The 25,899-nt window shown below is 32.6% G+C and carries 27 protein-coding genes and 1 other RNA gene; all 28 read right to left on the bottom strand.

All coding sequences use genetic code 11. The annotated features are described in order from the left end of the window. Positions 1-265: 265 nt before the first annotated feature. The 28 genes from AC1VAQ_RS06705 to AC1VAQ_RS06570 all read right to left on the bottom strand — a co-directional run bounded on the left by AC1VAQ_RS06705 (position 266) and on the right by AC1VAQ_RS06570 (position 25,801). Positions 266-682 carry a recombinase family protein gene (locus AC1VAQ_RS06705; protein ID WP_479903672.1) on the bottom strand — a complete coding sequence of 139 codons (417 nt, stop codon included), beginning with the start codon at positions 680-682 and terminating at the stop codon, positions 266-268. Positions 683-747: 65 nt separating this feature from the next. Then, positions 748-927, bottom strand: coding sequence for a hypothetical protein (locus AC1VAQ_RS06700; RefSeq protein ID WP_479903671.1), 180 nt, complete (start codon positions 925-927; stop codon positions 748-750). A gap of 112 nt (positions 928-1,039) precedes the next feature. Beyond that, complete coding sequence (locus AC1VAQ_RS06695; protein WP_479903670.1) at positions 1,040-1,546, bottom strand: hypothetical protein; 507 nt, start codon at positions 1,544-1,546, stop codon at positions 1,040-1,042. Positions 1,547-1,571: 25 nt separating this feature from the next. Continuing rightward, on the bottom strand, positions 1,572-3,191 hold the full coding sequence (locus tag AC1VAQ_RS06690) for a DUF927 domain-containing protein (RefSeq protein WP_479903669.1): 1,620 nt from the start codon (positions 3,189-3,191) through the stop codon (positions 1,572-1,574). Between the two features lie 186 nt (positions 3,192-3,377). After that, positions 3,378-4,397 (bottom strand): hypothetical protein, encoded by a 1,020-nt coding sequence (locus AC1VAQ_RS06685; RefSeq protein ID WP_479903668.1) that lies wholly within the window; start codon positions 4,395-4,397, stop codon positions 3,378-3,380. 290 nt (positions 4,398-4,687) lie between these two features. Then, positions 4,688-5,053: a hypothetical protein gene (locus AC1VAQ_RS06680; RefSeq protein WP_479903667.1), complete on the bottom strand. Its 366-nt coding sequence runs from the start codon at positions 5,051-5,053 to the stop codon at positions 4,688-4,690. Positions 5,054-5,287: 234 nt separating this feature from the next. Next, positions 5,288-5,593, bottom strand: coding sequence for a DUF960 family protein (locus AC1VAQ_RS06675; protein ID WP_479903666.1), 306 nt, complete (start codon positions 5,591-5,593; stop codon positions 5,288-5,290). 1 nt (position 5,594) lies between these two features. Continuing rightward, complete coding sequence (locus AC1VAQ_RS06670; protein ID WP_479903665.1) at positions 5,595-5,933, bottom strand: hypothetical protein; 339 nt, start codon at positions 5,931-5,933, stop codon at positions 5,595-5,597. A gap of 39 nt (positions 5,934-5,972) precedes the next feature. Further along, positions 5,973-6,551, bottom strand: a complete 579-nt coding sequence (locus tag AC1VAQ_RS06665) for a DUF1643 domain-containing protein (RefSeq protein ID WP_479903664.1) — start codon at positions 6,549-6,551, stop codon at positions 5,973-5,975. A gap of 158 nt (positions 6,552-6,709) precedes the next feature. Further along, the gene (locus tag AC1VAQ_RS06660; RefSeq protein WP_479903663.1) at positions 6,710-8,950 is read right to left on the bottom strand and encodes a hypothetical protein; all 2,241 of its coding nucleotides are present in this window, start codon (positions 8,948-8,950) and stop codon (positions 6,710-6,712) included. 7 nt (positions 8,951-8,957) lie between these two features. After that, the gene (locus AC1VAQ_RS06655; protein ID WP_479903662.1) at positions 8,958-9,857 is read right to left on the bottom strand and encodes a caspase family protein; all 900 of its coding nucleotides are present in this window, start codon (positions 9,855-9,857) and stop codon (positions 8,958-8,960) included. 245 nt (positions 9,858-10,102) lie between these two features. Continuing rightward, positions 10,103-10,453: a transfer-messenger RNA gene (gene ssrA / locus AC1VAQ_RS06650) on the bottom strand. Positions 10,454-10,585: 132 nt separating this feature from the next. Next, positions 10,586-11,056 (bottom strand): SsrA-binding protein SmpB, encoded by a 471-nt coding sequence (smpB, locus tag AC1VAQ_RS06645; RefSeq protein ID WP_302595391.1) that lies wholly within the window; start codon positions 11,054-11,056, stop codon positions 10,586-10,588. Positions 11,057-11,224: 168 nt separating this feature from the next. Next, entirely contained in the window at positions 11,225-11,443 is a 219-nt protein-coding gene (locus AC1VAQ_RS06640; RefSeq protein WP_302595390.1) for a (2Fe-2S)-binding protein, read from the bottom strand. 113 nt (positions 11,444-11,556) lie between these two features. Next, on the bottom strand, positions 11,557-11,733 hold the full coding sequence (locus AC1VAQ_RS06635) for a (2Fe-2S)-binding protein (RefSeq protein ID WP_302595388.1): 177 nt from the start codon (positions 11,731-11,733) through the stop codon (positions 11,557-11,559). Between the two features lie 81 nt (positions 11,734-11,814). Then, positions 11,815-13,152 (bottom strand): FAD-dependent oxidoreductase, encoded by a 1,338-nt coding sequence (locus tag AC1VAQ_RS06630; protein ID WP_302595387.1) that lies wholly within the window; start codon positions 13,150-13,152, stop codon positions 11,815-11,817. Positions 13,153-13,497: 345 nt separating this feature from the next. Continuing rightward, complete coding sequence (locus AC1VAQ_RS06625) at positions 13,498-13,878, bottom strand: hypothetical protein (protein ID WP_302595386.1); 381 nt, start codon at positions 13,876-13,878, stop codon at positions 13,498-13,500. A gap of 294 nt (positions 13,879-14,172) precedes the next feature. After that, positions 14,173-14,814, bottom strand: a complete 642-nt coding sequence (locus AC1VAQ_RS06620) for a peptidoglycan recognition protein family protein (protein ID WP_479903661.1) — start codon at positions 14,812-14,814, stop codon at positions 14,173-14,175. 152 nt (positions 14,815-14,966) lie between these two features. Continuing rightward, a complete protein-coding gene (gene rnr / locus AC1VAQ_RS06615; protein WP_479903688.1) occupies positions 14,967-17,270 on the bottom strand; it encodes a ribonuclease R in 2,304 nt (767 codons plus the stop codon). Positions 17,271-17,675: 405 nt separating this feature from the next. Then, positions 17,676-18,158, bottom strand: a complete 483-nt coding sequence (secG, locus tag AC1VAQ_RS06610; RefSeq protein ID WP_330699208.1) for a preprotein translocase subunit SecG — start codon at positions 18,156-18,158, stop codon at positions 17,676-17,678. 72 nt (positions 18,159-18,230) lie between these two features. Further along, entirely contained in the window at positions 18,231-19,100 is an 870-nt protein-coding gene (locus AC1VAQ_RS06605; RefSeq protein WP_302595382.1) for a Yip1 family protein, read from the bottom strand. 269 nt (positions 19,101-19,369) lie between these two features. Continuing rightward, positions 19,370-20,686, bottom strand: coding sequence for a phosphopyruvate hydratase (eno, locus tag AC1VAQ_RS06600; RefSeq protein ID WP_302595381.1), 1,317 nt, complete (start codon positions 20,684-20,686; stop codon positions 19,370-19,372). A 213-nt stretch (positions 20,687-20,899) separates the two neighbouring features. Continuing rightward, positions 20,900-22,429: a beta-barrel domain-containing protein gene (locus AC1VAQ_RS06595; RefSeq protein WP_302595380.1), complete on the bottom strand. Its 1,530-nt coding sequence runs from the start codon at positions 22,427-22,429 to the stop codon at positions 20,900-20,902. Then, positions 22,426-24,609, bottom strand: a complete 2,184-nt coding sequence (locus AC1VAQ_RS06590) for a peptidase domain-containing ABC transporter (RefSeq protein ID WP_302595379.1) — start codon at positions 24,607-24,609, stop codon at positions 22,426-22,428. The genes AC1VAQ_RS06595 and AC1VAQ_RS06590 overlap by 4 nt, the downstream gene beginning before the upstream one ends. A gap of 162 nt (positions 24,610-24,771) precedes the next feature. Continuing rightward, complete coding sequence (locus tag AC1VAQ_RS06585) at positions 24,772-24,897, bottom strand: Blp family class II bacteriocin (RefSeq protein ID WP_302595377.1); 126 nt, start codon at positions 24,895-24,897, stop codon at positions 24,772-24,774. A 223-nt stretch (positions 24,898-25,120) separates the two neighbouring features. Continuing rightward, entirely contained in the window at positions 25,121-25,270 is a 150-nt protein-coding gene (locus tag AC1VAQ_RS06580) for a Blp family class II bacteriocin (protein WP_302595376.1), read from the bottom strand. 20 nt (positions 25,271-25,290) lie between these two features. Then, the gene (locus AC1VAQ_RS06575) at positions 25,291-25,458 is read right to left on the bottom strand and encodes a Blp family class II bacteriocin (RefSeq protein WP_303244135.1); all 168 of its coding nucleotides are present in this window, start codon (positions 25,456-25,458) and stop codon (positions 25,291-25,293) included. Between the two features lie 103 nt (positions 25,459-25,561). Continuing rightward, entirely contained in the window at positions 25,562-25,801 is a 240-nt protein-coding gene (locus AC1VAQ_RS06570) for a hypothetical protein (RefSeq protein WP_479903660.1), read from the bottom strand. Positions 25,802-25,899: the final 98 nt, after the last annotated feature.

Raw genomic sequence — 25,899 nt, 5'->3', positions numbered from 1 at the left:
TTATAGACCCTAGACCTATATCACTCGACCACCTCTGGTTCGGTTTGCCTCGTCATAATTAATTATCCGTTAGGGTGATTTCTAAGCCTTTTTAACGAGCTTCTTACCAACTCTTTTCCACGTAAGAGAAAGCAAGTCGTAACTTTGGGATAGCGTTTCAAGACGTTACTCTATCATTCCACTATTCATGATAACAGTTCTAGTTGCTGAATTTAATCAGTTAACTAAGCTAGTTTTGTATCCTTAATCTACACTAAGGTTTTGTCTAGCAACAAGTCGCACGTGCCATTCCTTCTAATACTGATTCTAACATTACAGATTCCGGACTTCCATCTAGGTTCTCTGTAACACTAATTAATCTAACACCACATTTTTTTAATCTATGTTTATAAACTGCACTTGAATACTTATCTCTCGCAAATCTATCTAGTTTATGTACCAATATTGCATCAAACTTGCCTTTTTCGGCATCTTCTATCATCTGCTGAAAAGCTGGTCTTTTATCAGTTGTAGCTGATTTAGCTCTATCAACATACGATTCTACCACTTCCCAAGGACCATTTCTCCTAGCATACTCTTCCATAATTCTAATTTGAGCATCAATTGATTCATCTCTCTGATTATCACTTGAAAACCTTGCATAAAATGCTAATCTTCCTTTACTCACTTTAGTTATTCCCATATATATTTCCTCCTTTAATGCTTCATTAACTGCCATCATAGATATAATATAAGTTTCAAAACTTACTAATTTACACTATGCTCATGCTTTTCTCCTAACATAGATAATGTCATATCTGCTTCCTTAAATAAGGTATAACAAATATCTGCTAACACTCTATGTTCTGCTATAACTTCAATATCCTCTAATGTAGATTTATCATAACTATGAGCATATAATTTTTCCCTTGTAACTACTACTTTCATCTGATTAACTCCTATCTTTTATTTTGCTACATTAACGCTATTTGATATAAAAATCACTTGAGCCTAAGCCACCCTAGACTCAAGTGAACAATCTACTTTTTGCTTAGTGATTCTAATATGCATCTACATAAAATTCTATACTACATTTTTTTACCTCTAAACATTGTAATGTAGGGTTTAATAAATCAATCATTTCATCTCTTAACTCAAAAAGTTCTTTTATTTTACTATAATAATCACTTCCACCTCTATGTAACATAAACTGAATATCACAATCATTCGTACTAATTTCCCTGATAGTTCCTTCTTGTTCCAGTACCTTTTTTATACTATCAATATTAATTTGGTTCTTAGTGTCATTATCACTTTTAGGTATTGATACAGTTACTTGATAAATTAATAAGCACTGATGCTCACCATCTATATAAATTTTTTGTGACTCTGCTTGTGGGTCAAGCTTAATACTCACATCAAATATAGTCCCTGTTTGAATTTGTTGACTTGCTCTGTACTCATCTTCTTGCATCTCTCTATAAATCTCCATAGCTTCCTCCATATCTGAAAAAAAGTTATTCATTTGTAATTCTTGTAATTCCTTTGCTACTGTATAATTCATCATTATAATTTCTTCCTCTCTAGTCCAATTATTTTAATATCTTTATGACATATACTTCTGCCTTAAATCCAGCTTCTGTCTTTCGATAGCGTGTGTACCTATCTTTTTCACAGTTTAAATATCCACCTTGTTTTAATTCTTTAAGTACTACTTGGGCGTCCTCAAATCCTTGTTCTTTTAACATCATTTCAAACTTATTAAGTAACATCTGTACTTCCATATGGTCACCTTTATCAATGATTTTCCCCCAGTAAGTACTGCCTGTACATTTACTATCTCTAGCAAATTTACCAATGTTGATATTAATGTACTGCTTAATCTGTTCAATAGCCACTTTGTCAAAGCTACGTCTATATAATGCTTTCTTTTCTATTGATAGAAGCATCTGCCATATCTCTGTCCAATTAAACTGTTTTCCTAAAACTTGCTCTGCCAATTTGCCTGTAGTTACAATTGCTGCAAAACTTTTAGCTCTTCTTTCTGTAAAGGAGTCTACAATATGATTCTCATTAAAGATTTTTAAGACTTCTTCGTAATTAGTGTTATACTTTGACATACATTCATGCTTTCCTATAGAAAGAACATACCTTGCAAAATTATAGGCTAAAAAACCATAATTCTGTTGAATAGTACTACTAATACGCATTGCATTACTTGCATCCTTTGTAAATACAACATCGTCAATTTCTATGACCCTATTCTGAATACCTACGTTTTTCTTAGCGGAACCAATCAAACTTTTTTCACCAGTTGAAAAGACTGCTGTATGCCAATTTCCTTTCGTTTGTAGTTCTGCATTTGCATTTAGTCTTGCCTTATCTGTTCCGTTGGCTATAGTATAAATGACACTTGTTAAATCATTTTCTTGAGCCATAGATAACTCATCAAACACAAACGGTACACCTTTAATTCCTTTTAATTGCCCTATCAAGGCATTAGATGTTGCATTGTATGTGCTAACTAATCCATTTCTTTTTGTATCAGCATATCCAAAAGCAGATATGCCCAATCTAACTGCTGTTGTTTTTCCTGTTGATGAATTCCCTTTTAGATGAATAATTAATGTATCTAAACTTAACTCTTCACCCACATATCCAATAATAACTGCTGATAAAGCCATTATAAGTACCAGCTCTAATGGAGCATGACCTAGGACTTCATTTTCTAGCATTTGAAAATACTTATCTTTATGCCCTTTAGGTTCTAAATCATACTGCCCACAATAAGTAGATTCTACCCCCACTGCATTGTATAACTTATAAACTTCTTTACCATCATAACAACCAAACCCAATATTAGTATGCTGGTATTCTATCTCTGCTACTTCTTCTTGATTTCTAAAATGTCTAACAACATCTTCAATGTTCCCTCTTACCAAGTCGAGTCCTTTTCCTGCATAAGTAATAAGCTTAAGTGGATTCATATAGTCTGTTCTAGGAACAGTAATCCTATGTCTTTTCTTAAATGCATTATACTCAACTTCTGCAATAACATCATTTGTATCTATATTCATAAATACTTTTTTAATAGCCATGTAATCTGCAATTTTATAACTTTGATTCTCATCATCTTCTTTATAAATACCATCCTCTTGCAAGTAGATATAACTATATGGCATATCTACTTGTCTTTCATTAAATTGACTCATTATCAACTTTCCTCCAATGATATAATAATTACTACTCATCAGGTGTGCACGCCTTGATTAGCTATGTGTTAATAATACAACTAACTATTAGTTTTGAGGAGAAACGAAATTTTTATATTTTTCCCATACGCAGTTATGAAAAAAGGATTACTACCTAACGCAGTAATCCTTTTTGACTATGATTTATTATTTAATACTTTTAAGCTCAGTATCTATTTGTAAAATCTTAGCTTCATTCTCTTTTATTTCTTGTTTAATGCTTTTAACCTTCTTGCTTGTATAATGTTTTCGCTTAACTTCTTCTTTCAAATAACTATTTTTTTCTTGTAAATACTTCTTATTATGTTCTAAACGGCTTCTCATATCTATATATCTAGTAGTTTGATTATAATTACTCACTTTATTATTAGCTATTTCTCTTAACCACTCTTGTACATCAGTCTCTATCTCAATCTTATTCTCTTCTTGCTTACTTTGCTCTATCTCCTCAATAATATCTTTTAAAATATCTATAGATGAATTAACTACTAATGACTCCACTCGTTCCCTAGTTACTACTGCTTCTTTCTCTTGATATTCTTCTAATGTAGTTATTTGTTCTGCTTCTCTATAATCACTTATATCGTTTATAATTTGTTTAGTAAAATCTCCTACTTTGTTTATGATTTCTATTAAATAGCGATACACCAATACTTTATCATCTACCATAAGTGTGGCTTTATTAAATTGTGTTTGTACCTGATATTCCAGTTTTCTATAATGTAACCTCGTTAATGTATAAATGTCATTGATAACTTCATTTAAGTATACCTTTTGTTTATCCGTTAATTTTTCTGTATTAAATGCCAATAAACTATTTACCATATGCCCAACTATTTTTTCTAAATCCTGAACTCTTACATTTTGAAACTCTCTATTTAAGAATGCTTCCATTGATTCCTTTATAATTCCCATATTTTCTCTTATATCAATATCTCTATTACTATAATTGCTAGTGTAATAGACAATCCACTTTATATCGTTAGCATATTGCTTATTAATATGATACTTACCCTTAACCTTAAATGTATCTAATTCAATGTCAAATATATGATATGCCTTTCTTAATTTAGCTCTCTGTTCACCTATTGCTCGATTTAAGCTATCATCTTGTAATCCTTGTGTTACTATTTCAGATAATACATCAGATAAAAAAACTATTTCCATATTCTGTCCTAACTCCTTTATTATGTCTAGTCATTTACATAGTATAACTATCAGACAGAATATACAAGCTTATATTAAAGTATTTAAAAAGAACAACTCACTATTTATAAAATCCCGAATTCCCGTCATTTTAGAACTAAATAGATTATATTAAAGTTTAATTAATCTGCATTTTCATATACTCTATTTCTAATCTTAACGGGAATTCGGGATTTTTATGTTTTTATCTCAAACACACTCTCTATTAATTAATAATAATTAATATTAGTTTTTATTAATTATTATTAATTTTAACTTTCTTTAAGATACTCTTTTATTGCTTTATTTATAATTGTACTAACGCATACCTTATTATTTTTCTTTAATATCTTTAGCACATTCAATATTGGTTCCTCTAAATATGTAGTATATCTTACCAGCTTTGGCTTATTAGATGTAGTATGTATTCTATCTGTTCGAATTCGAACTCCATCAATAAAGATTCCTTCTTCTTCCTCACTGCCCTCTATTTCTTCTTCCCCTTCTTGTATTTCTGCATGATTCCTTTCATCATATCCCCATTCTATTCCATACACTTCATCACTCTCTATTGTCTGATTAGGAAAAAAAATAGGGTTGTCTCTTCTCTTTCTTCTACTGCCATATCCATAACTCATATTTCATTCTCCTTAACTTTATGTATACATAAATGTAAACATCTACATCTACGTATTTATTTTACTGTTTTCTATCCTTTTATCTTTAAATGAACCTATATGTGTTCCTATGTTCCTTATAAGGAATTATTATTGCATATAATATTCCATCATAACTATAATATCTATTTCAAACTTAAACTAATTCAAAAAAAAGAAGCCTTATCTAAAAGGCTCCTCTTAAGTACCACACTACTAGTACTCACTGGCTAGTAGCATGGTACTTTGTCCATCATCAATAATAAATAACTGCTCTTCAATCGGATTCTCTACTATTGCTATGTACTCCTGTTGATAACTTGGCACTTCTTGCCTATGCTTAATTACTTGCTCCTTTCTTCCGCTCTTATCTGCATGAATTGATAACTCCATAACTTGTAGGTAATCTACCTCTTTACCTGACTCTAAAAATTTATCAATGATACTCCACATTAATAGTTGCTGCTCTACTGGAACCTCTGCCATTACTCCTGCTGTTACATATCTACTATTATTAAACATCTTATTCTCCTCTTATTACTCTAAGCTTATCTTTTGTACCTACTACTACAATGCTATACTCACTATTCATTACAAAAAGATGTTCTTCCCATAACTCATTAATTTCCATTGACCATTCCGGTTCCGCAACTGCTACATCTAAATAATAGTGTTTTTTTAGTATCTCAAAATCTTGCTCTTCCTCAATAATAGCAATGAAACCTCCCCAATCTTTATCTACATCTCTATCTTCACCATATTCACCATCTAAGATTTTAAGTAGCTCTTCAACTTTTGATTGTACATCTTTTCCTAATCCCTGTATTTTAACCATTTCTTTTACTTTTCCTAATTTAATCATCTATATATCCTCCATCTTCTTAGCAAATTAAAAAGCAACCTAATTAGACTCTTTTCCTGTCTTTTTAGATTGCTTTGTTACTACTTTATTTTGTTCTTTTGGTTTACCCATCTTTAATAACTTAAAGCCACTTCTTACTGATGGAGCTAAAGGGTGCCAACCGTATCTACCTTTCTCATCACAGATTTCATATAACTTATTCTCATACTCTTTAATAAGCTCCATCAACTGTTCTACCCTTATCTTTATCTGCTTATTAGTTTCTCCACCCTTACCAACTGCAACAATAACTGTATCTGTTCTTGCTACACTAGCAAGTATCATCTTATCATTGGTTTCATCTGTTAATAGTTCTATCTTAATATCACTATTAATCTCCTCATTAAGCTTTGAGAAGATATTCACTATCTCCACGCTTCCATAACCTAACTTTGAAATGTTATTAATGATATACATAGTAGTTAAATCCATTGTTACCGCATTTGCTATTGCTGGATTTAGCATAATAATAGTTGCTTTCTTTAATGAGCTATCCCATTCCTTATATAGTAAATACCTATGATGTCTATCTTCTGAATAATGTACCTCTGTTGTTATAGTAGATTTCTCTATCTCCATTTTGTCACCTCCTAAAATAATAAAAGCTACAACCTAATCATCTTAGATTGTAGCTTTCAGATTAATAATATATCTTTCTTATTTATATTATTACGCTTTTTTATTACCGTGGATAATATCAACATCTATTTTGACTATATTTCCTAATTTTATAGACACTACCTATTCATTAATGCTAGAAACTCTCCTTTATCAACTTGATTATCATATTTGGTTATATATTCTTCAATAATCTTAGCTTTTGCATTAACATAATCATTTTTTTCTTTTTTTACTCTTTTCCCTGCTATTCTAGCATTATGCTCTCTACATAAAGGAACAAACTTTTCCTTCATATTCTCAATAAATAATTCTTTTAGCTTCATATAAAATTGGTCATTAACCTTTGATTTTAGATTATGCATGTTACATAACCAACTTGCAACTGTATCATATCTATATCTATTATTAAATTCACTTTTTCCTATTGCATTTATTATAATTCCCCATAAACATCCAGGATTAAATTCTTTTTCTTCTGAACACTGAATACACGATAATTCATGTTGCCATAAACTTAAGTTATTCCCATTTTCACATTTTCTAGCAAATAACAATGGAAAATAAGTATTTAATAACTCATCAAATGCAATCTTCTCATTTCCAGCACATCCAAACTCATCTGATAAACAAGTAAATTTTCCATCTAATTTTATCTGCTTAGTAAAACTTTCATTATAGGCATCATTAAATACCCTAAACCATGTTGCATCTAATGTATTTCCTGTAAACCCTAATTTATATTTTTCAAGATTTGTTCTAATACGCCACTTGGTCCTAGGACCTGCAACACCATATATATATGAAAACCTTTCTGTAATCTTACCAATCATGTATCTTAAAATTTTATCAATACTTTCACTCTTATCAATTGTACTTAATATTTTGTTGATATCTATATATCCATCACCTAAATGCTCTCTATCTACTATCGAATTAAAAATAGAACCTATTGTTATTGCATTAATCTCTTTAAATAAATCCCTTTGTTCAGATTCCTCTAATATCTTGCCACAAAAAACTCCAAATCTCTTTCTCATAACTTCAATACGCTTTTTAGCTAGAGTCGGATAAACATTATTTTTCTTTAATGTATTTAAAATGTCAACCTTTTTATAAATAAAATCTATTGCTTTTCCATTTAATTCTGGTATTTGTACACCATCTATATATTTGTCTTCTGATAACAACCATTCTCTATTTTTATCAAGTATATTTGGTGAATGCTCATCTATATATGTACCAATAATATATGTCATTATATCAGGTCTTTGAGAATATAAAACTTTTATAGAATTAATGAAATCATTTGAAGCCCCCTGATGTAATGCCTCAATAAAAAATACTGTTGTTATATCAGGATAATCAACATTAAATATCCTATTATAACGCTCTTTCAATACTGTATCATCTAAGATTTTATCATGGTCAAGTCCATATGTATCTACTAAAATAATACTGCGTATATCTGAATGTTTTAAGACCTCCAAATATGCATCTGCAATTCTACTTATAATCTTTACTTTTGATACTATACCTGTAAATGATTTTTTTACTTCACTTTCCTCTTCTTTTACAACCTTCAAAAATAATCCTAAAATTTCACTGTACTCAGATGATATTTCAAAATCAAAATATAGTATATTATTTTTTTCTGATAAAATAGGTGTATTAATATACACCTTTTTTATTGTAGAAATAATTATTTCATACATTTCTTCATACATTACTCTTAATAAGTTTTCAAAAGCTGATTCTTCTCTAGATTCTATATCATCTTCAGGATATTCTTGTGTGTACTCTTTACTATAATACCTATTCATAATCATAAGTACATTTTTTTGAGCTTCTTTAGAAAAACAATTATATTTTATACTACTATCTTGAGTATAAAACGAATTTAAAATATCTACAAATTCATTATATAAATCATTCAATTTTTCAACACATACATTATTATCTAAGAAGCTCAATTCATCAATATTAAAAAAATCATCTGCATGGATAATAATAGTATCGATTTCTTCTTTATAACTATCATCATTGTATTGTTCATTCAGCCATTCAAAGCTTATTTTTTGTTCTTGGCTCATTTTTTTTATTTTTCTAAATGCCTGTGAACATTTAACACTTACAAATTCTTCTTTTGTCATTAGTTTTACGTTCACCTGAGGAATAACATTTTCCTCTCTAACCAAAAATCTATACTCTGCATATGAACGTGTAGTTTGACCTGTCCCTTCAGAATTAATTAAGTCAGGAAAATTACTAAAGGATTTAATAAATGCTGATTTTCCAGCAGCTGACTTTCCGATAACTGCAATATTAATATCTTTATTCTTCTGACTACTTTTCATCATATTTTAATCACCTCATAATAAAACTCTCATCAATATAGTCTAATAAATAATTCAAAAACTCTTGTTTAGATTTTAAGCCTAACTGTGTAAAACATTCTTTTAACTTATAATGCATAGAATCCCAAAAACAATATATCTCTTTTTCAATAGTTTCATAGCTGCTATGATTAGCACATAGACTATCAACTAATGAAAAACAGTCATGCTCATTCATTAATTCTTTTATCTTTTGTTCCGATTCTACAAAATAAAACTCACCAATTAGTGAGGAATATTCCCATGGAATCTGTGTACAATTACTTGCATCAATAACCTCTCTACGCACTTTTTTAAAAATATCTTCAATCTTTACCCCTTCTTCTAACAAATGATTACACAGGCATTCTGTATACAGTCCATTTTTCCCATCTCCATCACTTGCTTTTTTACCAGGTGAAGTAGCATATGCAATGAATGTTCCTTGTGGTGCATTAAATGCTGTCAACTTATTCTCACTATGTACCCCTCTACTATTATCTAAAAACTCCCTACAACAATCTAAGATAATAATACATGTAAAATCTTTTTCCTTCGCAAACTTAAGCAGAAAATCAGAAATATCAACTCCCATTTCTTCTATGTTATCATAATCAATCTTTGCATCACAGGGAATCAAATAATTTCTACCATTATGCTCTATTCCATGCCCGGCATAATAAAAAAGTGCTGTATCTATTCCAAATAAATCAAAAGTAAATTTGTTTATACAGTCTTCTAATTCATATCGACTTAAGTCCTTAAATGTATGTGTATCAAATTGTGCACTTTTTAATACTTTATCCATTTTATCAACATCATTTAAGGTATTTTTTAAACTATTTATCCTTTCATAATTTGCATTTCCTACAATATACGCACGTCTATTCACTTCTCCTCCTCCAATTGTCTATTATTTTGTAAATAATATTTATATTATAAAATTTTATCACTTTTTTAAGAAGTTAACAACTCCTTATAGTTGTAATATGATACATAATAATTCTTTTATCCCAATTAAGTTAACTTGCACAAAAAAAAGCACTCTAAAGCAGAGCACTCCTGTGTATTTTTTTAATTTCTCATAAAATCACAAAAACCCCCGAACCTAGATTTCTCTAAGTTCGAGGGTTTAGTTCATGGAGGTGAGGAGAATCGAACTCCTGTCCGAAAGCCCATATAGCGTGGTCTCTACCATCATATTCTTTGTTTTAACATTCCCTCCATCTAACGCCCAAAGACAGGCTTTAGATTTCAGTAGCTTCATAGTATTCACGTTGCCTCAAAGCTTTGGCAGGTGAAGGGTCCGCAAGTCGAAGCCCGGATCTAGGTTGCGGAAGACCTAGGCGGACTGCATGCCAATATTAGGCAGCGATTGCTAAATTGTCGTTAGCGTTTATTTTAAGTGCCAGCTTTTAACGTAGACTCCGGCGTTCTACGGATGGCTGCCCCAGTAGATGTGACCCCCGTCGAAACCAGTGCACCCCCTTATCATAAACAAAACGGTGTTTTATTAAAAACGCTCATTTTGCTGAAATAAGTGCCAAACGCTACGCAAGGCATTCTCTTATTTCTAATAAGGTCTGTGTTTGGTTTAACGGCCAGTCGACTATCTGGCAGTTAGATATTTTTGATTTTAAACTCACGTTCATTTGCACGACGGACATCTTTTTTAGCGATGTCTTGACGTTTATCATGAAGTTTTTTACCACGCGCTAGACCAAACTCTACCTTTACAAGGCTTCCTTTGATGTAGACTCTCATTGGTACAAGTGTCATACCTTTTTGAGTGGTTTCTCCTATGAGTTTATTAATCTCTTTTTTGTGAAGTAAAAGCTTACGTGTACGTAATGGCTCTTTATTGAAGATATTACCATGATCATATGGGTTAATATGCATGTTATAAATAAATGCTTCACTGTTTTTGATCTTGATAAAACTTTCTTTGATTGAGCAGCTTCCTTGACGAATAGATTTTACTTCAGTTCCTGCAAGTACAATACCTGCTTCGTAAACTTCTTCGATAAAATAGTCATGATTTGCTTTTTTATTGTTGGCAATTACTTTAAAGCCTGTTCTATCCTTAGCCATGGTGTGCTCCTTCCTTCACAAATTATACCCAAAGAATTGCTGTTTTAAACAGCCTTCCTTAAATATCTGTTCCTTATTATATCATACTTTTTCACTTTTGCAAGTGTGTAGTTGTCATAATTCTTTAAACTTGTAGTTTAACGTTATTTTTAATAACGCACCTAATCCTTAGAAATCATCGCTATATCTTTGAATGAGATCTTCAATACTTCCTTTACAACGGCTTCCTTTACAGCAGCCTGTCATTGCCCCTGTTGACGCTTTAACACGTTCAAGTGTTGTTGCACCACTTTTAATAGCTTCTTTAATTGTATGACGTGTTACTTGTCTACATGGACATGTTTTTGTTAAACGGTCCTTAATTAATTCTTCATTAATATTACTCATTATGCCCTCTCCTCTTTCATCCAATTTTTCAAACAAATGCTTAAGCGTAACGCTACCTAAAAGCAGTGTTTTAAAAACTTCTTTAGGTAGCATTACGCTTATGCCTTTAGCAATTATTTATTGCTTTCAATAAGCTCTTGGATTTTTTTAGCACATCTGCCGCCTCTGCAAGCGCCTGTAGCTGCACCAGTTGTTTCTTTTACTTTATCTAATGTATCTGCACCATTTTTGATTGCGTCTACGATTGTTTCCTCTGTGATTTTTTTACATAAACATACTACTGTACTCATTTGCTTAATTCCTCTCCGTATTGTCTCATTATATTTCTTTCTCTCTATGCTCTCTAAAAGGCATGATGCCCTCTCAAGTAGCTATGCTTGTAAAGCTTTTAACGCTACTTGGTTAAGAAGTCCCCAAGGTTTGTTGAAATGTGGTTGGAAGAAGAAGTCTGTAAGTGCTAATTCTTCTACTGTCATTTTATTTTGAATCACTACTGAAAGTGTATTCATCATTTCTGTTAAATCATATTTAGATACAATTTGACCACCTACGATACGTCTGCTCTCTGCATCATATACAATTTTTAATGTTACAGGGTCAAATGTAAGCATGAATTCTGGTCTATGATTTTCTGTGATTTCGCTTGATGCAATATTCATAGATGTTGTTGCACGTGCCACATCTTCTGTCATACCTGTTGAAGCAATATTTAAGTCATAAATTTTAATACCTGATGTCCCTTGTGTCCCCATGTATTTTAATTTTTTCTCAACTAAATTATGTGCAATAATCGTTCCCATGCGTACTGCATTTGTTGCAAGTGGAATATAACGTTTGTCTTCTGCTGGATTGTAGCGTACCATACAGCAATCTCCTGCTGCGAAAACGTCTTTTTCACTTGTTTCCATGTAATCATCAATTACGATGGCACCGCTTGGAAGTGTTTCTAATTTATCTTTTACGAGTGCTGTATTTGGTTTAAATCCGATGCATAATACAACAAGATCAGCTTCATAAGCCCCTTTGTCTGTTACTACTTTGCAAACTTTACCGTCATTTGCTTCAAAGTTTTGTACCTTCTCACCTAAAGCAAGTTTGATGCCATGTGATGTGAAAGCTTCTTCTGCCTTATCTGTAAATGTTTTATCAAGATATTTGCTCATGATACGTGGTTCTGCATCAATAAGTGTAATATCTTTTCCTTTCATTTCAAAAGCTTCAGCAAGTTCTACACCAATGTAACCTGCACCTACTACAACTACTTTACTTGCTTCTTTTGCTTTTGCAATGATTCTTTGTGCATGATTATAGTTTTTACAAAGCTCAATGTTTTCTGATTCAATCCCTGGAATTGGTGGGATAATTGGCCATGACCCCATTGTTAAAATCAGTTTATCATAGCTGTCTGTAAAACTTTCACCTGTTGTTAAATCTTTAACCTCAACTTGTTTGTTTTGGAAGTCAATATTCGTTACATCATGCTCCATTTTTGTAACAACACCAAGCTCAGCAAGCCCTGCTGGTGAGTTATAGAATAAGCTTTCTGTTGTAGGAATTACCCCACCTACATTAAGTGCAATACCACATGATAAGAATGAGATATTATTATTTCTCTCATATACTGTTACTTCTGCATCTTTATGAAGTGCTTTTGTATTTACAATTGCAGCTGTTCCTGCATGTGTACAGCCGATAACGATAACTTTCATTTTTCTGCCTCCTGTGTGAGATCTATTTTTTTATATACTAAACTTATATAGCTAACTTCTCACGATTAGTTTGTACGAATCTAGATATAATATACTACCTCGGATAATTATTATCAACTAAAAAATTTTATTTTTAAATAGCAAAATTTGTTAGATTATTAACGATTCTCTAACAAACACCTGATAGCTCTATCTATTTCACACCTATATACAGCCTAACAAAAAAAGTTGCTACCCTAACTTTATGCTAGTGTAACAACTTTTTATACCCTTTTAAGACTTTACGTCATATACTTCTTTTTTAATATCCAAACAATTAGTGTGTTCATCTAATATAATGCAACTTTATCTACTTTCAATCATTCGTTTATTATATGTATTGGCTAAAGCATACATTTCTCCCATACAAATAAAAGTAAACCATAGACTTTCCTGGTCGACACGAATCAAGGCACCTAAAAGCTGTACAACACTAATAAGCCCTAAGCAAATGGTTCCTATTTTTAAAATTTTAAAGAATAGCGGCTCACTCATATGTAACTTTTTCTTTAAAACTTTCAAGAATCGATGCACTAAAATAAAGGCAAGTATAAAAAACATGATGCTATAAAATATACCTATCATTGTTATCTTATTTCCTGCCTTTTCAACTAATGCATATGTTCCTAATGTAACCATTCCTATGATAAGTATTAATCTTTGTAATAACCTCATCATACAATCCATTTTGTCTCCCCCTAAAACAATCCTTTGTTATTTTCTAAATTATACATTCTTACTGTATCACCCGCTCTTTATACTTGCAATAGACGTTTTGCCCTTTATCTGTATAAAAATATGTCTATATTGCCTTTAAATAAATGATACATAATACAATTAACATCAATAATAAATAATTCATATACCTACGTAATGTCATCATTATTCCTCTCCTTCATATTGCTCTATTTTATAAACTCCCTCTTCTTCATGCAATAGGAGAACCATGGTAATCTGCCATAGCCTTAGAGCGGAACAATATTACAGCTTCTTGTAAGCTTCTTCCACCTGCTGCTTAAATGTATCCCAATGTCCTAAAATCTGTCTTGGACATTCCTTGCCACTAAAATCTTTATGCGTTTTTACATTTTCAATAGGAATATTATACGTTTTCATCAAATAAGCAATAAGCCGTATCGCATGTTCTTCTGCCTGCTTTATATCCCCTGATTCACATATTTCAATCCCTATACCATATTGATTGCCTAAACCATTTCCTGCATGAAAGGCCACTTCCGTTACTGGAATTGCTTCTATGATTTCCGCATCATCCACTACAATATTCCAAGATGTACTTGCTGTATTGTTGGGATTACTTAAATAATCCCTCTCATTTTGCGCGGTGCTATTTTCATTGGCCGTATTATGAACCACAATATACTTAATCTTTCGCTTATTACCTGGTCTCTTATTAGATATTGGCAGTGTATCGACGCTATAAGGTATTCCCAAGGCCTCACTCACCACTTCCCCTTCTAAAGGCTTCTGGAAAATCCCCATATTCGTAAATAAACTTTCAATCTCCTGAAATTTTTCATTTCCCTTAGGTAAAAGTATTCCTACGCACCCTAACATCAAGGTAAGAAAAATCATCATCTTTACAACTTTATTTATAAACTTCACGCTAAATCCCCTACTCCTTATGTCTATTTTTATTCTTTTTCTCTGTACTCCCTCAATTACACCATAATTTGCTCAAATATTCAATCTGTAAAACTAGGAAGATTAACGCAAAAAAGGTCAGGCAACCTTTCATTACCTGACCTTTTCAGTCTTTATTTCTCAATGCTGTTTAAAATAGATTCATAACGTGCAAGTTCTTCTGGTGCCAAGTCTTCTTCTTCATATTCTTCTGAAGCTGATTCATAAACACTATCACCCTTTTTATACTCTTCTTCTGTTACAAATCTGAAGTCAATACTTCTTGTCATTGTATCTGTTTTGAGTACTTGAACAAATACGCGATCACCTAAACGATAAATTTGCTTATTATGCTCACCAATCCATTGATGACCATTTTCATCATAGATATAGTAGTCATCTGCCATTTCATTGACATGTACAAGCCCTTCTACCGTATTTGGAAGTTCTACATAACAGCCCCATGAAGTTGTACCTGTAATAACCCCTTCAAACATTTCGCCAATATGTGCTTCCATAAATTCAACTTTTTTAAGTTTGATTGTTTCACGTTCGGCCTCTTCTGCGCGACGTTCACGTGTTGAACATTGTTTAGCTACCTCTGGCATACGTTCTATAAGCTGCGCTTCTTTCTTACCTTTTAACTGATGATGAATATTCATCTTGATTAAACGGTGAATCTGAAGGTCAGGATAACGACGAATCGGTGAAGTAAAGTGACAATAATAACGTGCTGCTAAGCCGAAATGTCCATTACATTCTGCTGTATAACGTGCCTGTTTCATAGAACGTAGCAATAAATGACTGATGATGTTTTCTTCTGGACTACCCTCTACTTCTCCTAAAATCTTTTGCATATCTTTAGGATGAACCTTTGTGCTGACACCTTTCATTGTATAACCAAAGTTACTGATAAACTCAGTAAGCGCCATCATCTTCTCTGGATCCGGATCTTCATGGCTACGGAATACGAAAGGTTTCTCTTGCCAGTAGTAATCTTCTGCAATGGTTTCATTACAGATTAACATGAACTCTTCAATAATACGTGTGGCAACGTTACGGTCATATGGTTTCATCTCAATTGGATGACCTTCTTTATCTAAGATAACCTTCGTTTCTGGGAAGTCAAAATCAATAGAACCACGTTTCATACGTTTTTCACGTAAAATAGCAGCCAACTCCTCCATTGTCTTAAACATTGGTACAAAATCTTTGTAACGTTCTATAAGCTCTGCATCTTCATCTACTAAGATTTTCTTTACATTTGTATAGGTCATACGTTCATCAATCTTAATAACTGTTTCCATAATTTCATGACTTTGTACATGCCCATTTTTATCAATATCCATCATACAAGTAAGCGCGAGACGGTCTACATGGGCATTGAGTGAACAAAGGCCATTGCTTAATTTATGAGGAAGCATTGGGATAACACGGTCCACAAGATATACACTTGTACCGCGTTCATAAGCTTCTTTATCTAATGGGTGATTTTCCTTAACATAATGCGTAACGTCCGCGATGTGTACCCCTAAGCGATACATGCCGTTTTCTAGCTTTTCAAGAGAAATCGCATCATCTAAATCTTTGGCATCTTCCCCATCTATTGTCACCATAGGAATATGACGAAGGTCTCTTCGGCCAATCTTATCACTATCTGCTACTTCATCTGGTACATTTTCTACTTCTGCCATAACTTCTTCTGGGAATTCAATTGGCAAGTCATATTGATAAATAATGGATAGGATATCCACTCCTGGATCATTAACGTGACCTAAAATAGAAAGTACTTTACCTTCTGGGTTGCGACGTTCTTCCGCCCAATCTGTAACTTGAACAAGGACTTTATGCCCTGTTACGGCACCTTTTGAAAGTTTCTTAGGAATAAAGATATCACGAGCATACTTTTGTTCATCTGGCACAACGAAACCGAAGTTTTCACTTTCTTGATATGTGCCTACTAAGCTTTCTGGTCCTCTTTCTAGAATTTCAATAACTTCTGCTTCCGCACGTTTTTCTGCTGTAGCTGGTCTTGTAATACGACAAAGAACACGATCTTTGTGAAGCGCCCCATTTACACCTGACGCTGGAATAAATACATCTTTTTCATCTTCATCTAAAATGAGGAAACCAAATCCTTTTGGATGACCTTGGAATGTTCCTGCTAGAAGATTGTAAGTTTGTGGTCTTGCAAACTTACCACGTTTTGTACGAATAAGTTTACCTTCTGAAATCAGTTCACCTAGAAGTTCTTCTAAAAGTTGGCGGTCTGAAGGTGGAACCTGAAGTACCATCATTAGTTCTTTAATTTTAAGTGGTGCATAATTTGGATTTTTAACAAGTTCCACTAAGACATTTTTTCTTTGTTCAATTTGTTTTCTTTCTTCTTCTGAAGCATAAGTACGTTCTACTTTAGCGGCTCTTGGTTCTACATGCATGACATCCATCTTACGACGGTTATTTCTACTGTCATTGCCTTTTCTATGATCTTTACCATTTTTGTTATATTGCTTTTTTGATTTTTTCATCTTCTCATCTCTTTTCTCTATAAGATAGGCTTAAATGTTGCCATTTTGATTACTGCTTTTGAATATCGCCTATCTTCTAGGCTTACTACACTTTTAAGTATGCTCAAAAAACCCCTAGATAAATCATGTAGCTTTCGTATATTCAATAAACTTAAATGTTAATTAAATTTATTATAACATACTCCTTACAATTATTATATTCAAGTATAGATTTATTGACAAAAGTTAACTGAATAAAAAAAAACACCTCACCCAATTGTAAGTAATCTGCTAACATACGTAGCCTACTTACCTTGGCAAAGTGTTTACTTTTTATTAGTTAGTGCTATTGGCATTTGCAGCATCTTGTGCTTGTGCACCGTCTGTTGCCTCTGCATTATTTGCGTTTGTCTCATCCGCTGCTTGATCAGTAGCTTCTGCAGTACCGTCTGTTGTAGCTTCCGGTGTAGTTTCAGCGCCTTCTGTTGCTTCTGTTGTAGTACCATCTGTTGTAGTAGTACTTTCTGTTGCCGCATCAGATGCAGGTGCTTCTACTTTAGCCACAGTACCATTAGAATTAAGTAACATTAAAACAAGTGCAAAAACTACGAACATACCTGCAGTAATCTTTGTCCATCTTTCAAATTTACCTTCTAATGAGTTCTTTTTGTTTTTCTCCCAATAGCTGTCGTTATTACCAGTTGCCCCACTTAAAGAACCTAAACCAGCTGACTTACCTTCTTGCAATAAGACAACAACAATAATGGCGAGAGCTGCAATAACAAATAAAATTGTTATTACGAGTTTTAGTATCTCCATTATATAAAGCCTCCTTGAAACCTTATTGTGTACATCTTATCTAATCATATCAGAAATGGTCACAAAAAGCAACTATCCCATCATCTGCATTGCAGATTGTGAAAGCATAAGTGAACCATATGTAATTGCTACTCCTATGAGCTCATAAATCAATACAACCACTACAGCTTTGGTCATACTCTTATGTGTCATTACCTTATATCCTACAATTAATACAATAGCGCTCCAAATATTGGCTACTGAAATTGTAGAAGCTAAAGTTTGAAGTAAAATGCTATTTGTTACTGCTTCTGCTCCTAAAAATGAACCCATTCCTAATACAGTTGTTTTTGTTCCAACCACTAATTGAAGCGCAGCATCAATACTATTTAAAGCATATGCAACAACGCATGAAAATAATGAAATGATAAAGAGCTTTTTAAAACTTCCTTTATCCCTACAAATTGCACGTATAATTTGTAAACCTAATGCCATAATAAATGCTGCAAAAATAACGCCTATAATCACGCCAATACTACCACTAATCATTTGTAGCTGATATACTTGCCCAATTTTTTCTTCTGCAGTTCCTGCTTTTCGAAGTGTGTCATACAAGAATTCTTTTTGTAAAGGATTTGTAAAGGTTATTAAAGTACAAATAATCGCAAAGACGATACTCCAAAACATTCCTAAACCAGTTCCTTTAATAGGATCTGCTTCAATTGTTTCTTCCATGGTCTTACTAGGTGCCACAAATAAATTTGCAAGGTTTTTATACCAAGGTATCTTCACCTTCGTTTCCTCAGCAATAAGCCTTTCTCTATCAACAACTGCAAATCCGCCATCCATCATATCACGCTCAGCAGTTGCACTTGTTTCCTCTGTAGCTGTCTTCACTTCATCTTCTACTTTTTTATCCCCAACTACCTTCTCAGTAGTATCCATCTTATTCTCCTCACTCATCTTATATCCTCCTCATTTATAATTTTTCATTCTAAAGTCATTATATAACACTTCCCATAATCATACAATTAACATTTTTCACACTATTATCTCAATTACACTATTTCCTCCTAGCAAAATGACCAAACAGTCACCACTCTTAAGTCCGCCCATAACCACCATATCCTCCATAAAAGTCTGCACAAAAAGCCCCTCAGCCTTTCAACTCACTCATCGGTATTGCCCCACCAACTAAAAAGGCTGAGGCACTTTTTGCCTCAGCCTTTTTTTTATTCTAAATTAAAGAAGGATTTTTTGCCTCTAAATTCAGCAATATCTTCAAGTTGTTCTTCAATGCGAAGAAGTTGATTGTATTTAGCCACACGGTCTGAACGTGCTGGTGCTCCTGTTTTAATTTGTCCAGCATTAACAGCTACTACGATATCTGCAATTGTATTATCTTCTGATTCACCTGAACGGTGTGATACAACTGCTGTATATCCTGCGCGGTTAGCCATTTCAATGGCATTAAATGTTTCTGTAAGTGTTCCAATTTGGTTAACTTTAATAAGAATTGAGTTAGCCACTTTAGCTTCAATACCTTTTTCAAGGATTGCTGTATTTGTAACAAATAAGTCATCCCCAACGAGTTGAATACGTTTACCAAGTCTATCGGTAAGAAGTTTCCATCCTTCCCAGTCATTTTCACCAAGACCATCTTCAAGAGAGATAATAGGGAATTTATTAACTAAATCTTCGTAGTAGTCTACCATATCTTCTGAAGTACGAACGACTTCTTGGCCTGTCATTTGACTTTCGCCTTTGAAATAGTATTTACCATCTTCTTTATTATAAAGTTCTGATGCTGCTGCATCCATAGCAATGAACATTTGTTCACCTGGTTTATAGCCTGCTTTTTCAATTGCTTCTACAATAAGTGATAGGACTTCATCGGCTGTAGCAAGATTTGGTGCAAAACCACCTTCATCACCTACACCTGTTGCAAGGCCTTTTGAATTAAGCACTTTTTTAAGTGTATGATAAACTTCTACGCACATTTGAAGTGCATCTTTGAAAGACTGTGCCCCTACTGGCATAATCATAAATTCTTGAAGGTCAACTGTGTTATCTGCATGTTCACCACCATTTAAAATGTTCATCATAGGTACAGGTAGTACTTTTGCATTAATGCCGCCTAAATATTGATAAAGTGGTAATTTAAGTGCTTTAGCAGCTGCTTTTGCAACAGCCATAGAAACAGCTAAAATAGCATTTGCACCAAGTTTAGATTTAGTAGGTGTGCCATCTAAATCAATCATTGTCTGATCAATTTTAGCTTGGTCAATGGCATTCATACCAATAATGGCTTCAGCAATAATATTGTTAACATTATCAACAGCCTTTGTAACACCTTTTCCCATATAACGTGAAGGATCTTCATCACGTAATTCAATTGCTTCACGTTCACCTGTTGAAGCACCTGAAGGTACAATGGCAGAGCCTACAAAGTCACCTTCAACAACAACTTCAACTTCGATTGTAGGATTTGCTCTAGAATCAAGTACCTCTCTTGCAAATACATCTAAAATTTCTATATATCCCTTCATTACATACCTCCATGTGAATTATTATCTTCACGTATTTTTACCGAAATATGTTTTTATTATGCATTCCTACATTATCTTTATTTCCCAGGAAGTTTCCCATTCTTTAAGTGTGACGTCACCAATTTTATTGATGAAACATTTTATTTTCTATACTATCTCTCTTTATTTATTTTCATATTTTATTTAATGACTAGTTATTTAATCATCTGCTTTCTAGTCCTTTAAATTAATTTTCTCAAGTAAATAATACAATATCTTTTTCTGCTCAGTAATTACATGCGCTTCACAAGTCATACCAACTTTAATTTCTGCTGCTTCATTCTTATAGCTATATACTGTTTGATTCACAATACTTCCTTCTACTATATAACCACTTATACCATAAGTTTCACTAAACTGTGCATCAGTTGAAATATTAGTAATCTCCCCTTCAAGTTCCCCATATTCCTTATAAGGCAATGCATCAAACTTATACTTAATGCGGTCTCCCACCTTAAGTCCTGCTATTTCGCTATTAGGCACAAATATTTCTATAGTATATAAATTATCTTCTGTGGGTATAATCGTTGCAATATTATCCCCTACTGCTATTAGATCTCCTACCGTCATTTGATTAACAATATGAATACTCCCATCAATAGGTGCACTTACTTCACAATTTTTAATACTAAGTTCAATGGCTTCTAACTCTTTCTTTTGAGCTTTATAAGTTACTTCATTTTCGTTAATCTGATCATATAAATCAACTAAATAATTTGTCTTATAAGTTTTAAGAGATAGCTCACGTTTCTCATTCTTTTGATTTATTAATTCATGATCTACACTAAGCTTACTTGCTTCTTGCTTAAACCCTTCTATTTCCTTTTTAGTTTGTTCTATTTGACTCTCTATCGTTGTAAGATATTTATTTTTTAGTGTCATAATTTCATTTTCTGCTAATTCTAATGCTACCTTAGAATTTGTTAACTCTTGCTCGGCGACTAAACCTTCTTCATTTAATGAGACATTTAACTCATAGGCTTCTCTTTTAGCATCCCGATCAGCCCTTAATGCTTGTACTTCATATAAATAAGCCTTAAACTCTAATGCTTTAGCTGAAGATGAATTACTAAATAAATTTTCTTCTGCATTAATTGATGCTTTATATTCCTCTAATTCTCTATACTCTGCCTCACTTTGTGTAATTTTATCACCATATATAGATTGATTAATTTCTGTTTGCTCAGCAGTAATATCATCGCTCTTAGCTTCTATAGTATTTAAATTTTGTAATTCCTTAAAATCTTGTTCGTATTTCAAGTAACGTTCATAATCTTCTCTTTCATTTTCCTTAGAAAATAGATTTTTCCCTTCTTCAACGCTCTTCTTCAGTTTTTTAAGACTATTTCCTTGCCTTTCTAATTCCAATAAACTTTCTTTAGCCTGCATACAACTTATATCTAAATCATCATGATTTACGGTGAACAATATATCTCCCTTTTGAACCTTTTGTCCTTCTTCTAAATTCCAATACTCTATTTCTCCAGCAGTTTTGCTACGTATACTACTTAAATGTGTATTAGGTCGCACAACACCTATTCCTTTTGAAACAATATCCATTTCACCAAAATAAGCCCATATGCCCGCCATAATAATAAGTGCCAATATAGTATAAATAAAAATCGCAATGAAAGGCTGTGGCTTACTTTCATACATTTCCTTACTGTCTGTGATTTCTCTTAATTCTTTTATAATAGGCTTCATACTTCTTTCACCACACTTTCATTCACTGCAGGTAATTGTTCTTGCCATAATTTATAATATCTACCACCTTGACTTAAAAGTTCTTCATGACTGCCTTGCTCAATAATCTCTCCTTTGTCCATAACGAATACCCTATCACAACGCTTAATTGTACTTAAACGATGGGCAATAATAATAGTTGTCATCCCCTTACTAAAGGTATTAATGGTATTTTCAATAGCCGCTTCCGTTATAGAGTCTAGGTTACTCGTAGCTTCATCAAGTATGAGTATATCTGGCTTTTTAAGAATTGCCCTTGTAATAGCTAGTCTTTGTCTTTGCCCCCCTGAAAGATTGGCACCATTTTCTTCAAGATGCGTATTATATCTAAGTGGTAATTCATTAATGAAATCATGGGCCCTTGCCATCTTAGCTGCTTCAACTATTTCTTCCATATTTTTATTTTCAAGACCTAATGATAAGTTTTCTAAAATAGTTCCACTAAATAAGAATGTCTCTTGTGGTACATAAGCAATACGCTCTCTTAATGCTTCCTTCTTAATATCTAAGATATTATTGCCATCAATAAGTATTTGTCCTTTTTCAATAGGGTAAAAGTTTAATAAAAGTTTAACCAGTGTCGTTTTACCACATCCACTTTCACCTACTAAGGCAATACGCTCACCTTTTTTGATTTCCATATTAATCTTCTTAAGAATAAGCCTTCTAGTACCATACCTAAAATCTACATCTTTTAAGGAAATATTCCCCTCTAATTTACTTGGATTAATACGCTTTTCTTCATTTTCATCACATTCTAAATCTAAATCTAAAATCTCACCTAAACGTTCTGCTGCGACCATAGCTGTTTGAAGTTCTGGCTGTAAGTTAATTAAATTCTTCATAGGGGTTAGGAAATAGGCTAATAATGAGTTAAATGTAATCAAACTACCAACAGACATATTTCCTTTTAAAACCTGATAAGCCCCTACCCATAAAATAACTATACCACCTACCAATTCTACCAAGTTCTTTAATACAACTTGTACATTAGTAGTTAATGATAATTTAAATATACTTCTAAGCAGCTTAATAAACCTACCCTCTGTTTCTAAATTAACTTTTCGCTCTGCATTAAATGCCTTAACAGTCTGAATACCATTTAAAGACTCTACGAGATAAGAGGTTAATTGTGCATTATCCTCCATCTCTTTTTCATTTCCTTTTCTTAATGCTTTATTAAAGCTAATTACAATGACACCATAGAAAATGGCAATAATAAATGCAATCCCAAAGAGCAAGCTATTTTGCATATAAAGAATAATAGCACCTACTATCACCATTAATGTATCAATCATAATTGTCAATGTGGCACCTGATATGGCATCCCTTACATGTCCTGCATCTTGAAAACGTGAAATAATTTCTCCAACTTTTCTTGTGCCAAAGAAATTCATTGGCAACTTCAAAACATGTTCATAGTAACCAAGCAATAATGCTATATCTAACCTTTGACTTAAATACAATAATAAATGGGCACGAAATCCATTTAAAATAACTTGAAAAAGATATAATCCAATAACGCCTAATGAAAGTATATGTAATGTCTTCATTAACCCATAAGGAAGAATGCTATCTAACAGCTCTTTCATATAAAATGCACCTAATATACCTAACACAGTATAAACAAGCGATGCTAAAAAAACTTGAATTAATAATGACTTTTGAGGAATCAAAAGATAAAAGAAGCGTTCGAATAAACCCTTGGTTTCTTTTCCCTTTTTAAAAGATTGATTAGGTACCATTAAAATAAGGACGCCTGTCCACATTTTAAAAAATTCTTCTGGTGTATACTTTACAATCCCCTTTGCAGGATCAGCTATAATCACTTGTTTCTTTGTAATCTTATGAATAACTACATAATGTAGCAGTGTACCATCTACTACAATATGTGCTATGGCTGGCAATGGAAATTCGCTGAAAAAAGCTTCTTTATTCCCTCTTACGCCTTTTGCACTAAAACCTAATTGCTCTGCTGCCTTGATGACACCATATCCATTAGTTCCTTGTGTATCCGTTCCTGCTACTTCTCGAATCTTTGTAATAGGTGTCTTAAGGCCATATTGCTTACATATCGTAGCCAAACATGCAGCGCCACAATCTGTTATATCGTATTGTTTGATGCAATGGTATCTTTTCATATTTTATCCACCCTTGTTTTAATATAAAAATAACTTTGTATATCGTTTATACTATTATAAACTATTTTTATATTTAAAATATAAAAAAATATTTTTCTGACTATAATTCTACAAACAAAAAAGCTCCTTCTGATTTTACTCAGAAGAAGCTTTCTCTATTTCTTATTTATTTTTTCCTAAAAGGTACCCAGCAGCCAAGCCACCAAGTGTAGCAAGAACTATTGTTACGCCAAAACCACCATCTAAATCCATTAACTCTTCGTTTGTCATTTCATCAAAATTATTCATTTTTTTGCTCCCTCTGTAAATTTATTTATCCGTATACTCTTTAAACCCTAATATGTCTTTCTCTAATTTACCCAATTTAATACATAATATATAAACTTACCCACTTTAGTTCCTAGTATATATATAAGTATAAATGAAACTAAGCATAACGCACCTGTTAAGATTATGTATAATTTAGGATTATTGTTTACCAGTTCTTTAACTGTATTTAATATTTCCATAACTATTTGTTCTTGGCATCGCAATAACCATTAACGATACCAATAGCCCCTGCAATAACACATGCCCCAACAAAACAAGCCATTCCTATACTACCACCATCTACTGCACATAATTCTTCATTATCTAATTCATTAAATTTTTCATTTACCATAATATATTTCCTCCCTTGTATTAGTGTCTTATATTATAAGCAAATTTACCAACTGCTTCACCACATTGATATACTACATATAAAGCACCACCAACTGCTGCTACTGTTGCTGCTGCTGTAAGGATGCCACCGCCATCTACTTGTTCTAAAACTTCATTATCGATTACTTCAAATTGATTTAATTCCATTTCTAGTTCCTCCATCTGTTTATTTTTTATTTATTAGTAAAGACACTATGAATATATCATTTTGCTTTTAACAAGTAAACGTTTTGTCACTAAATGTAGAATTTTAGCTATATAATGTATTTAAAAATATTTTTATAACAAACTTCAATAAAATAAATTCAGTTTTTATATTGTTTTTTCCCTTTTTAGAGTAGGTCTGATATAGTTTAGTGTAATTTAATTTCTCCAGTATGCGGCTTAGGAGTCGAACAGAATCATCTGGTGCAATGGAAGTTTCAAAATCTATAGGACGTGGATTATCCCCTGCCTTATATTTTTGTATAAAAGTAAGGCTATCGCCCAACTAATCTAATTAATTAGGCGATAGCCTCTCTTTTATTTTTTATTCATAGCCGTTAATTTAAGCCTAAGTTTTTCCAAGTCGAAGTATTTCTTCTAGGT

Source organism: Cellulosilyticum sp. (assembly GCF_982396655.1).
Note: the sequence above shows the minus strand (reverse complement) of the source record. Positions and strands in the feature narration are given on the sequence as shown.

Coding starts and splice junctions, on each gene's coding strand:
- AC1VAQ_RS06705 (WP_479903672.1), bottom strand. CDS start 682: ATGGGAATAACTAAAGTGAGTAAAGGAAGATTAGCATTTTATGCAAGG.
- AC1VAQ_RS06700 (WP_479903671.1), bottom strand. CDS start 927: ATGAAAGTAGTAGTTACAAGGGAAAAATTATATGCTCATAGTTATGAT.
- AC1VAQ_RS06695 (WP_479903670.1), bottom strand. CDS start 1,546: ATGATGAATTATACAGTAGCAAAGGAATTACAAGAATTACAAATGAAT.
- AC1VAQ_RS06690 (WP_479903669.1), bottom strand. CDS start 3,191: ATGAGTCAATTTAATGAAAGACAAGTAGATATGCCATATAGTTATATC.
- AC1VAQ_RS06685 (WP_479903668.1), bottom strand. CDS start 4,397: ATGGAAATAGTTTTTTTATCTGATGTATTATCTGAAATAGTAACACAA.
- AC1VAQ_RS06680 (WP_479903667.1), bottom strand. CDS start 5,053: ATGAGTTATGGATATGGCAGTAGAAGAAAGAGAAGAGACAACCCTATT.
- AC1VAQ_RS06675 (WP_479903666.1), bottom strand. CDS start 5,593: ATGTTTAATAATAGTAGATATGTAACAGCAGGAGTAATGGCAGAGGTT.
- AC1VAQ_RS06670 (WP_479903665.1), bottom strand. CDS start 5,933: ATGATTAAATTAGGAAAAGTAAAAGAAATGGTTAAAATACAGGGATTA.
- AC1VAQ_RS06665 (WP_479903664.1), bottom strand. CDS start 6,551: ATGGAGATAGAGAAATCTACTATAACAACAGAGGTACATTATTCAGAA.
- AC1VAQ_RS06660 (WP_479903663.1), bottom strand. CDS start 8,950: ATGATGAAAAGTAGTCAGAAGAATAAAGATATTAATATTGCAGTTATC.
- smpB (WP_302595391.1), bottom strand. CDS start 11,056: ATGGCTAAGGATAGAACAGGCTTTAAAGTAATTGCCAACAATAAAAAA.
- AC1VAQ_RS06640 (WP_302595390.1), bottom strand. CDS start 11,443: ATGAGTAATATTAATGAAGAATTAATTAAGGACCGTTTAACAAAAACA.
- AC1VAQ_RS06635 (WP_302595388.1), bottom strand. CDS start 11,733: ATGAGTACAGTAGTATGTTTATGTAAAAAAATCACAGAGGAAACAATC.
- AC1VAQ_RS06630 (WP_302595387.1), bottom strand. CDS start 13,152: ATGAAAGTTATCGTTATCGGCTGTACACATGCAGGAACAGCTGCAATT.
- AC1VAQ_RS06625 (WP_302595386.1), bottom strand. CDS start 13,878: ATGGATTGTATGATGAGGTTATTACAAAGATTAATACTTATCATAGGA.
- rnr (WP_479903688.1), bottom strand. CDS start 17,270: ATGCATGTAGAACCAAGAGCCGCTAAAGTAGAACGTACTTATGCTTCA.
- secG (WP_330699208.1), bottom strand. CDS start 18,158: ATGGAGATACTAAAACTCGTAATAACAATTTTATTTGTTATTGCAGCT.
- AC1VAQ_RS06605 (WP_302595382.1), bottom strand. CDS start 19,100: ATGAGTGAGGAGAATAAGATGGATACTACTGAGAAGGTAGTTGGGGAT.
- eno (WP_302595381.1), bottom strand. CDS start 20,686: ATGAAGGGATATATAGAAATTTTAGATGTATTTGCAAGAGAGGTACTT.
- AC1VAQ_RS06595 (WP_302595380.1), bottom strand. CDS start 22,429: ATGAAGCCTATTATAAAAGAATTAAGAGAAATCACAGACAGTAAGGAA.
- AC1VAQ_RS06590 (WP_302595379.1), bottom strand. CDS start 24,609: ATGAAAAGATACCATTGCATCAAACAATACGATATAACAGATTGTGGC.
- AC1VAQ_RS06585 (WP_302595377.1), bottom strand. CDS start 24,897: ATGAATAATTTTGATGAAATGACAAACGAAGAGTTAATGGATTTAGAT.
- AC1VAQ_RS06580 (WP_302595376.1), bottom strand. CDS start 25,270: ATGGTAAATGAAAAATTTAATGAATTAGATAATGAAGAATTATGTGCA.
- AC1VAQ_RS06575 (WP_303244135.1), bottom strand. CDS start 25,458: ATGGAATTAAATCAATTTGAAGTAATCGATAATGAAGTTTTAGAACAA.